9 protein-coding genes are annotated in these 9,359 nt (G+C 35.6%); 4 read left to right on the top strand and 5 right to left on the bottom strand.

What is annotated here, in order from left to right; all coding sequences use genetic code 11:
- Positions 1–98: 98 nt before the first annotated feature.
- Together ACN0WI_RS16580 and ACN0WI_RS16585 are read right to left on the bottom strand one after the other, a co-directional pair.
- The gene (locus tag ACN0WI_RS16580; protein ID WP_417888163.1) at positions 99–278 is read right to left on the bottom strand and encodes a hypothetical protein; all 180 of its coding nucleotides are present in this window, start codon (positions 276–278) and stop codon (positions 99–101) included.
- 11 nt (positions 279–289) lie between these two features.
- The gene (locus tag ACN0WI_RS16585) at positions 290–1,288 is read right to left on the bottom strand and encodes an IS110 family transposase (RefSeq protein WP_417888164.1); all 999 of its coding nucleotides are present in this window, start codon (positions 1,286–1,288) and stop codon (positions 290–292) included.
- 688 nt (positions 1,289–1,976) lie between these two features.
- Between ACN0WI_RS16585 and ACN0WI_RS16590 the strand changes: the two genes are divergently transcribed.
- From ACN0WI_RS16590 to ACN0WI_RS16600, 3 genes are read left to right on the top strand one after another with little or no spacing between them, the layout of a single operon-like run.
- Positions 1,977–2,540, top strand: coding sequence for a BfmA/BtgA family mobilization protein (locus ACN0WI_RS16590; protein WP_417888165.1), 564 nt, complete (start codon positions 1,977–1,979; stop codon positions 2,538–2,540).
- Positions 2,515–3,549: a MobB family relaxase gene (mobB, locus tag ACN0WI_RS16595; RefSeq protein ID WP_417888166.1), complete on the top strand. Its 1,035-nt coding sequence runs from the start codon at positions 2,515–2,517 to the stop codon at positions 3,547–3,549. The genes ACN0WI_RS16590 and mobB overlap by 26 nt, the downstream gene beginning before the upstream one ends.
- Complete coding sequence (locus ACN0WI_RS16600) at positions 3,546–4,982, top strand: type IV secretory system conjugative DNA transfer family protein (RefSeq protein WP_417888167.1); 1,437 nt, start codon at positions 3,546–3,548, stop codon at positions 4,980–4,982. The genes mobB and ACN0WI_RS16600 overlap by 4 nt, the downstream gene beginning before the upstream one ends.
- A gap of 109 nt (positions 4,983–5,091) precedes the next feature.
- On the opposite strand, the gene ACN0WI_RS16605 is transcribed toward ACN0WI_RS16600, so the two are convergent.
- A complete protein-coding gene (locus ACN0WI_RS16605; protein ID WP_417888168.1) occupies positions 5,092–5,454 on the bottom strand; it encodes a hypothetical protein in 363 nt (120 codons plus the stop codon).
- A gap of 506 nt (positions 5,455–5,960) precedes the next feature.
- On the opposite strand from ACN0WI_RS16605, the gene ACN0WI_RS16610 reads away from it, so the two are divergent.
- Positions 5,961–7,106: a N(5)-(carboxyethyl)ornithine synthase gene (locus tag ACN0WI_RS16610; protein WP_417888169.1), complete on the top strand. Its 1,146-nt coding sequence runs from the start codon at positions 5,961–5,963 to the stop codon at positions 7,104–7,106.
- Positions 7,107–7,308: 202 nt separating this feature from the next.
- On the opposite strand, the gene ACN0WI_RS16615 is transcribed toward ACN0WI_RS16610, so the two are convergent.
- Complete coding sequence (locus ACN0WI_RS16615; protein ID WP_417888170.1) at positions 7,309–8,154, bottom strand: sialate O-acetylesterase; 846 nt, start codon at positions 8,152–8,154, stop codon at positions 7,309–7,311.
- A gap of 193 nt (positions 8,155–8,347) precedes the next feature.
- Positions 8,348–9,169, bottom strand: a complete 822-nt coding sequence (locus ACN0WI_RS16620) for a hypothetical protein (RefSeq protein ID WP_417888171.1) — start codon at positions 9,167–9,169, stop codon at positions 8,348–8,350.
- Positions 9,170–9,359 lie beyond the last annotated feature (190 nt).

Consider the following 9,359-nt stretch of genomic DNA (forward strand, 5'->3'; position numbering starts at 1 on the left):
AAAACACCAAATAAGCCCTTATTAAATGAGGGCTTTTTCTATGGCTTATTTCTTTTAAATCGTATCTTTAGAAGGTTCATGAATAACACTTTTGGTCATTATTTAATCCCGTCCCGATAGCTATCGGGATGGGTGATTTGACTTTCCTTAAATGACCAATCCATAAAATAATAATGGCGTTCTGCTTTAGTGGAATGTCTGGAAATTTGGGTCCCTTCGGGACAGAAATTGATTTCCATGTTAAAACCAAATAAAAATGAATAAATATCATATGGCACAAAAAGTAAGTTTAGGCTACCTGCTTTTTATAAGGTTTTTGTCTTTTTACAACAGCACATATACGTAGCACTAGTTTATTTCTAACATTGTTTAGAACAAGCATTTTGTTTTTTCCTTCTTCTGCTTTTCGGTGGTAATAGACCTTTAGGTCAGGATCGTGCCGCACAGCAGCAAGGGCGCACATATGTAGTTGTTTTTTGAGGGTTTGGTTAGCAATAGGATGTGTTTTGGATTGCTTGTGAACACTTGATCCAGAAGTATGTTCAAAGGGTACAACACCACAATAACAAGCCAATTGTTTCGGATTGGTATAACGAGTAAAGAAATTTGTAAAAATGGTAAAATATAAAGCTGTAATAGTGCCTATTCCAGTCACCGAGGTTACCAAGCCTATGGTACTATTGAGCTGGTTATCAGAAAGGATAAGCTCTTTTAATTCCTCCTCAATCCGTTTAATTTCATTAGTAAAACATTTGATTGTTTTTTTAATGTTTTTCTCAGCGAGTTTACCCAGCTCTGGATCAAAAGCCTTCATTTCATTAGGATGCTTTTGTAAATCAGCTTTAAATTGCACCAATTTTTCACGGATCTTAATCAATAGTTTTACCTTCTCCAATACCAAAGGAATTGGTGTGTATAACTCTAATTCATTACTGTTTTTTTCAGCATACTTAGCTATTCGTATAGCATCAACCTTATCATTTTTAGCCCGTTGTATACCGATGCTTTTAGCAATCCTCAAAGACATCTCTACACAGAAATTAGCTTGTTTTTCTGCCAATTTAGCTATAATGATCCGCCCATACACTCCGGTATGTTCCATACAGATAAGAGTATCTTGTAAAGGATACTTTTTATTCTTTAATAACCGAAGAAAAGCATTCACCCCTTTGCCTGTATTTTGAAATTTAAAGGAGGTGGGCGATTGATGCTGATCAATAATTGCAACATCAAAAGTACTTTTAGAAATGTCGATACCGACAAAGTAAATAAAATTAGAATGGGCCATGATTAAAAAATTAAAATGAACAATTAATAAGAAATACAATCAACAATCTGAACGCTTATCTAATCCCTGTTAATAGGCCTAAAATCCTGAATTTCCATCTGATGCTATTTCAGATAATAACCGAGAAAGGATGTAATCAATAGTTCTAAGTCTGAAAACTTTGAAGAGCAATTCAAGCGCCTTAACCGGTTGATTGTTATTCACTATCACAAAGATCTTTATCTCTAAGAGAATAACTATAATTTATTGTATAACAAGAGTGTTGAAATGTAAAGAGTTTAACCTGAATGCCTATCGAACCCCAATAAATAGGTCTTTAACCTGGATTTCCATTTGATACTGTTCAGAGAAAACCGATAAAGGATTTTTAATAAATAAGCCTCGAACTTTGGAGTGCGTATAAAGCACCTTTATCGGCTAGATCGTTATTTATTATTATGAGGAATTACTTAAAGAAAAGAGCCTTAGTTGATAAGTTATCTAAACCAATAATAATCCCTAAACAAATAACAAAGTTAAACTAAGGGAAGAGCAAGAGGGTGACACGCAAAGCGGTGTCTCAGCTGTCAATTTCTATGCAAGTCACTAATAATCAGTTATTTAAATATATATCATTTATACTGATATTCAGGATTTTGCAGCAAACCCCTTGGAAACCATTGTAAACAGGCACTTTTTTGCAGCAAAAATGAAGAAATTTTCAACATACGGCTTTTCAGGCATCAATATCAAAAAAGATATTGCCGAGCGTTTTAGGGCATTTTCCAAAGAAATTTCCAAGTCGCATTCGGAAACCCTCGAAGCAATGTTAAACTTCTTTAAATGGAATAATCTTAACCCTAATGATAATCTTGGCGTAAAAACGGATGCGACTAAAAAAAGGATCAATGCTTTAATAGCTATTGTACGAAATATTGAAAAGCAACAGACCCTGCCCACCAAGGCGATGCTGGACACGCTATTTCAGGAAATGAACAAGGTAGACGAGGAAGAAAAAGAAGTGGAACGGTTTGATTTTGGAACACCGGAAACCCTTTCCCGGGATACCGAATTGGAACATTATAAAAAACGCTATGATCAGATGCAACAGCAGCTAAGCAGCTACCAAAATAAAACGCAACGCCTACTGGAACATTTAACTTATGTGAAAGGAACTTTTGGGAAGGGATATTACAAGCTGGATATGCAGAAAGACGAATTAGAAGAACTTCAAAAAGAACTTAATAATGTACATCACCATCACCGCTCATAAAGTGCAGGGTAATTATGCACAAAGTGCTGCCGATTTTGTGGAGTATCTGGAAAAGGAAAATGAAGGCAAACCGCTTCCCGAACTGGAGCATTTTTTTGATAAGCAGCACGATGAAATAACCGCCGAAGAAGTGATCCGGGAAATCGATGGCAATACAGCCAAACTTAAAAATAAAGAGCCTAAGTTCTATTCGATTACATTAAATCCAAGCGGTCGGGAACTTAAAGCTATTCAGGATTCCCCAGAATCCCTCAAACGCTATACCCGGGAAGCGATGAAGGAATACGCCAGAGCTTTTCACCGGGAAATCGATGGTTGGCCGGTGGCTATTACGGATATTAAATATTATGCCAAGGTAGAACGCCAGCGCACGTTTAAAGGGACCGATAGGCAAGTGCGGGAAAATCAGCCTTATGCAACGAAGATTTTAGCATTGAAAAATGATATCCGAAGTATCTCCCGGGGAGAGCGCATGGGGAATATCAAAACACTTCAAAAAGAAATCCAACGTCTGGAAGTAGCAGCACCCCATCGATTGAATGGAAAACGGATCGTGCAGGGAATGGCCAAACCGGGACCGCAAAGCCATATCCATATCATCTTGAGCCGAAAGGATGCCTCCAACCGCTACAGCCTTTCCCCAGGTAGTAAGCATAAATCCTCGGAAGTAGAAATGCACGGCAAGATGGTTAAACGGGGTTTTGATCGTAATGCTTTTATCAAAAATTCAGAAAAAACCTTCGATCAACTATTCCGTTATAAGCGAAATTATGTAGAAAGCTATAGCGCCAGAAAGACCTTTCTCAAAGATCCGAAATTGTATTTTGCTAACATTACCAAACTCCCGGCTAATAAAAAGGCAATGGCGTTTAAATTATTACAAAGTTCAGGAGTGAATACCGCGGTATTAAGCATTCCTACGAATAAATTTCAACTGGCTATAAAAGCGCTGAATCAATTGAAAAAAGGGGTGGGCAAGGCGATTGAATCAGGATCGATTGGGATATGAACTGGCAATGGGAACATATTACCCTCTATATCATCGCTCCTACTTTGTTCTTGGTCGCGGTGGTATATGGATTGTTTTTTGCAGAGCGCAAAGCGCCAGGGGATAAAAAATACCAGGTTCGTTTTAAATTAAGTAACGGACGTTTTAAAGCGGATAATATCCGCCGGGGTGCATCGATCATCGGTTCGGCAGGAAGTGGAAAAACCGAAAGTGTGATCTATAATTTTTTACAGCATTTTAGTCACTATGGCTTTTGTGGAGTGATCCACGACTACAAGGATTTTGAACTGACGGAAATGGCCTACCCCCTATTTAAAAATATAAATTTCTACACCATAGCTTTTGATCAGATCCATTACCGGGTCAATCCCATTGCGCCAAAATACTTGCCTAATGAGGAAAGTGTGAATGAGGCCTCCCGGGTGCTCATGGAAAATCTGTTGGAACAGAACCTTTCGGCAAACACAGGAAGTAATAAGTTTTTCTCGGATGCCGTGGAAGGTTTACTAAGCGGAATGATTTGGAAGATGAAAACCGCTTATCCTGATTGCTGCACGCTACCTCATATTATTGCCCTGTTTCAAGTGGTCAGTACCAAAAAACTGGTGACATTTTTAAAATCAGATTTAACCTCGCTCGGTATGGCCAGCGCATTTATCAATGGGGTCGAATCGGAAAAACAGACTGCCGGGGTAAAAAGTACCCTGGCCAATGCCTTTAAAAAAATCAGCTCCCAAAAACTGTTCTATGTGCTCTCCAAAGATGAAGTGCCTTTGGATATTAACCACCCGGAACATCCGGCAGTGGTATCACTGGTGAACCATCCAAAATACGATGGGGCTTATTCTCCAGTCATTGCCATGATCATGCATACGATGATCAAACAGATGAGCATACGGGGGCGTGAAGCTTCTTTTTTACTTTTGGAGGAAGCTTCTACCCTCAAACTGCCCAATATGCATCGCATTCCAGCCACGCTGCGCAGTTATGATATTTCTACCGTCTATGTAATGCAGGATAAGGTACAGAGCGATCTGTTGTATGGCGATAAAGCCAGCAAAGCGATTCTAAGCAATCTGTCCTATCAGTTTTTTGGGAAGGTGAATGATCCTGATACGGCTAAATATTATGAACGCTTTTTTGAGATCATCAAAACCCCCACCAAAAGTGTTAGTAAAAGCAGTGGTCTTAGTTACGAAAGCCGGATTACCAAAGGAGAAAGAGAAGTGTCCAAACGAAGGGCTGATGCTTTTTTTAGGCTCAAAGAAGGGGAATTCGTGGCCTTTGCCGATGGAAAGGATAAAAAGGTGCGGTTTAAACTGCCAAAAATTACAAAAGAGATACCATGCTTTGCCTTGAATATTACGGATAGTGATTTACTGTTTAACCAGCAGCAGATTTATAGTGATATTAAAAAGATTATAAAATATTAGCGTACTAAAGGTATATAGTGTTTTTTCTCCTATTTAAGTTATTTAAAAAATAATAACTATTCGTTTATTTCAGAGTGCCACCCTAAAGATAGTCGATTAAATAAGCTGCTTAATAACGATCAAATTCAAATTCATCCCAGGCTTTGCATTTTGTAGGGGTTACTTCAAAATCGCGTAGCAATCCACGAATAAATACCGGAGAAATATCCAGATCCCTCATAAAATTTTTTAGCCGCTCCTCGATATGAGATTTTACTTCAACCCTTAATAGCCTGCACCTCTCCTTTCTGATATATTTTTGATCCCGATGATCTATAATTTCAATATATAGTAAAAGATCTGCGAATCGAGTGAGCCAAGGTTCTATTTGTTTGCGTAAGCTGTCTATTTTAAATTCATCTACAGTATCAGTTTCAAAGCAATCAATATCATTGTTGATTTTAAGTATATTTTGACTTGTCCAATTTATCATATTTCTTTTTTTTGGCTTTGGCAGAAAACTGCTCTTTTGGTTTTTATGTGTTGGCTTTCGTATCGGGAAAAACCAAATGTGCTGTTTGTGCGGCTGGCTTTTCAGCTTGCTTACAACGTGTTTGTGTATGGTTAGTTGCGTGGTTGAACAACTAATTTAGTAAACAAAAAGAACGCGAGAAAATTCCGAAGGAATTTTCCAAATAAGCAACGACCAAAGCAATTAATTATACACGGTGCTGGCAATAGTTTTTATTTTGGTATTATCCTTATAATCGTTTATTTAAAGGTATCTTTGACAAAGTATTATCTGTCTGTTGATATTATATCTCTTCGTACTACTTCAGCGAATTATAGAGGCTTTTTACTTTAAGCCTTTACTTTGATTAATGAAACAATAGTGACCAACTTAATGCCTAATTGCTAGTAAGTAACTATCTAATAGTAATTTTAATCTTACGCTTTGCTCATGTCATTACTCTGCAATTCGTTTTAATTTAAAAATATATGGCTTTTTTAAAAATGGGAGTAATTGGTACTTCAAATAAAGAAGATGAAAGGCGAGTACCTATTCATCCAGAACATTTAAATAGACTTCCAGAACATATTCGAAGACAACTTATTTTTGAAGAAGGTTATGGAAAACCTTTCAACATAAAAGACGAAGATATCAGTGCCTTAACTGGAGGAGTTGCTTCAAGAGGTGAAATTTTAGCAGACATAGGTTGTGCTATAATTGCCAAACCTATTTTATCAGATTTTAAAGAACTAAAAGAGGGTGGTATTATTTGGGGTTATCCGCATTGTGTTCAAAATAAGCAAGTTACACAAACAGCTATAGATAAAAAATTAACCTTAATTGCTTTTGAAGATATGTATGTGTGGAATCCTAGCGGACAAATTGGAAGACATACATTTTATAAAAACAATGAAATGGCTGGATATAGTGCAGTTATTCACGCATTGCAATTAAAGGGAATAGACGGTCATTATGGAAATCAGCGGAAGGTAATTATATTTAGTTTTGGTGCTGTAAGTAGAGGTGCTATTTACGCCTTAAAAGCACATGGTTTTAGAGATATTACTATATGTATCCAAAGGCCGGATCATGAAGTAAGAGAAGAAGTCTTAAATGTACACTATGTTAGAGTTAGAAAAGGAAGCGAAAACGAACCACGATTAATTGTAGTTGAACATGATGGTTCACAAAGACCATTATTAGATTTAATTAATGAATCTGAAATAATAATTAATGGTACATATCAGGATACAGGCGATCCAATTGATTATGTAATAGAAGAAGAAAAATCGATGCTTAAACCTGGTTCTCTTATTATTGATGTCAGTTGCGACGAAGGCATGGGTTTTTATTTCGCAAAACCTACCACTTTTAAAAACCCAATAATTGCCTTAGATAATATTGATTATTACGCGGTAGATCATACACCAAGTTATTTTTGGGAAAGTGCTTCAAGATCTATTTCTGCAGCATTATTGGTACATGTGTCATCTGTTATATCTGGTCGCGAGAGTTGGAATGAAAATAAGACCATAAAAAATGCTATAAATGTTGATAAAGGTGTGATTGTAAAAGAACATATTCTACGATTCCAGAATCGTCACAACAATTATCCACATATTGTGAAGGAATAACGAAACGATGTGTTTGGAAAAGAATTGTTGCGAATTTTAGGTTCTAAATTATTGCTAACGTTGTTGTGTATGGTTGGTTGCGTGGTTAAGCACGTAATTTAGCAAATAAAAGCGAATAGAAAATCTGCGAGGATTTTCGTAAGTAGGCTAGAACAAGCAATCAATTGTACACGGTGTTAGCAGCATTTTCTTGAATTTTATCCTATTGTTTCAATTTTGCGATTTCCGTTTTATAACTTTCTAAGGATAAAGCACCACTTGAAAACTTTAAATCTAACAGTCCAATTTTTTCATTATTGGATAGAGGCCTGTTATTTATAATCTCTAATTTTTCATTTTCAAGGTTAATCGGTTCCAAAATATGTTCCTGTCTGTTAAAAGCCTCAAAATATCGAATGCCAAATTTTCTTTGGGAAGCAGCATCAATATGTATAAAGTCCGGATTGGATGTGAGACCTGAAGCAGTAACAAAATAACAATTATGGTTAGCTTGAGCAAAATCCTGTAATGCCTTATTTACAATTTGATAAGCTGAAAAATAGGCACCATACATTCCTTCTGTCAAGAAGTCACCAAGTCCTCCTATTATTATGGGGAGATTGGGAATATTAAGTTCACTGCGAATTGTCTTCACAATCAAAGAAAATTTTTCTCCATATTGATTAGCACAATCCGGAGTAGAATCATTTTCCCCTTGATGCCATAAGATACCTTGTAAAGTACTTGTTTGCTGAGCAAGTCTTGTCTGCGCTATTGCATGTTTAAAGAGCAATCCATCAATAGCCCAATCATCGAGGCTTGTTCCCCCATCTGCACATGGAATTAAACCAATATCGTCCGATTTATTTTTCAAACGCCACGCTGCTGCAAAAGAAGCTGAAAAGCCTATACCAGCATTTGGACGGTCATAATTTATTGGCTCAACCATTGTCTGCCATCTTCCGTTTCGAAGCATTTTTATATGTTCGTCATAAATAGGTGCTACGTCTTTCAGGAAACCACGTCCTGCTATATTTGACTGACCAATCATTAAAAAAGAGTGTATCATTTTTTATATTAACTATATTTTTTTACCTGTTTTAAAATTTTTTACTTTCTCACTTCATTGCTGCTAACGTGATTGTATATGACAAGTAGGTGTAAGTTAGCAGATATTTTTCCGCCGCGCAACAAGCCAAATATACCTAAATTTTTATTTTAGAAAATAGGTAGCTATTTGTTATATACGGTGTTAGTAAAAGTTATAATTTACTATTTATCTCGTTGAAGATTAATTTTTCATAATATTTTCTAAGTTTTTTCTTTAATTCTTCATTCGTTAAATTTTTAGAAACTGTCATTCCATTGAAATAAATTTTTGATTTATTTTTTTTGAGAGGACGTAAAGCAATATCTAAATTTCTTAATGTATCATTCCCTAATATTAATTCTTTTTTAAAACATAGATAGGAAGTTGAGTCAACAACCCCTCTAATATAGATCGGTTGAATTGAATCAAATACTAATCCCTTTTTTTTAAGCTTCTTTATAACATCGTTTGTTCCATATTTAACTTTAGCTGTACAATTATAACATTTTAAATTTCCATCGCTTTGTGAATAATAGTAATCAATTGGTGGAGTTTCGGCAATTAATATTAAAAATATTGGAATTAATAACAACTTATCATTGAGTGTTTGAAAACTAATTTTTTGTAGTTTTTCTGAATTTTTAATTAGTATAAAAGGGATTGGTAGAAAAAATAAAGCTAAAAAATCGGAATAATCGATTACTCTCGATGTTTCAATGGGAGAAACACTATTATAAAAATTAATAAGATTTTGAGAGTACTCACTTTTCCAGAAAGCGAAAATTAATGCAGCCAAAAAAACACTGTATTCTTTTAATTTAGGAAATAGGTATGTCAGCAAAAAAGGGAAGATTATTAAGCCAAGTATATCAGAAATCTTTCCCGTTAGAAAATTCGAAAAACTGAATTTAAAAAGCTGGTCATTTAGAAATAGAATTAATATTCCAATTAGGAATATAAAATTGGTAATTAAAATTTTATTTCTAGACTGCATTTTCATTAATTTTTGCTAACGGTTTCGAGTATGGACAGTTGCGGGTTGATTAGTTAGGTTTGTCCGCCGTAAACCGAAGATAGCAAATTTGCGAGGACTTTCCGTGAGGAAAGTCAGAAGCAATGAACTATAGCCGGTGTTGTAAAACGTTTTTTATTCAGTTCCAATTACTATTGGAATTTGTGATTTA

This window comes from Zunongwangia sp. (assembly GCF_048269745.1).
Taxonomy (GTDB): domain Bacteria; phylum Bacteroidota; class Bacteroidia; order Flavobacteriales; family Flavobacteriaceae; genus Zunongwangia.

Coding starts and splice junctions, on each gene's coding strand:
- ACN0WI_RS16590 (WP_417888165.1), top strand. CDS start 1,977: ATGAAGAAATTTTCAACATACGGCTTTTCAGGCATCAATATCAAAAAA.
- ACN0WI_RS16615 (WP_417888170.1), bottom strand. CDS start 8,154: ATGATACACTCTTTTTTAATGATTGGTCAGTCAAATATAGCAGGACGT.
- mobB (WP_417888166.1), top strand. CDS start 2,515: ATGTACATCACCATCACCGCTCATAAAGTGCAGGGTAATTATGCACAA.
- ACN0WI_RS16620 (WP_417888171.1), bottom strand. CDS start 9,169: ATGCAGTCTAGAAATAAAATTTTAATTACCAATTTTATATTCCTAATT.
- ACN0WI_RS16610 (WP_417888169.1), top strand. CDS start 5,961: ATGGCTTTTTTAAAAATGGGAGTAATTGGTACTTCAAATAAAGAAGAT.
- ACN0WI_RS16600 (WP_417888167.1), top strand. CDS start 3,546: ATGAACTGGCAATGGGAACATATTACCCTCTATATCATCGCTCCTACT.
- ACN0WI_RS16605 (WP_417888168.1), bottom strand. CDS start 5,454: ATGATAAATTGGACAAGTCAAAATATACTTAAAATCAACAATGATATT.
- ACN0WI_RS16585 (WP_417888164.1), bottom strand. CDS start 1,288: ATGGCCCATTCTAATTTTATTTACTTTGTCGGTATCGACATTTCTAAA.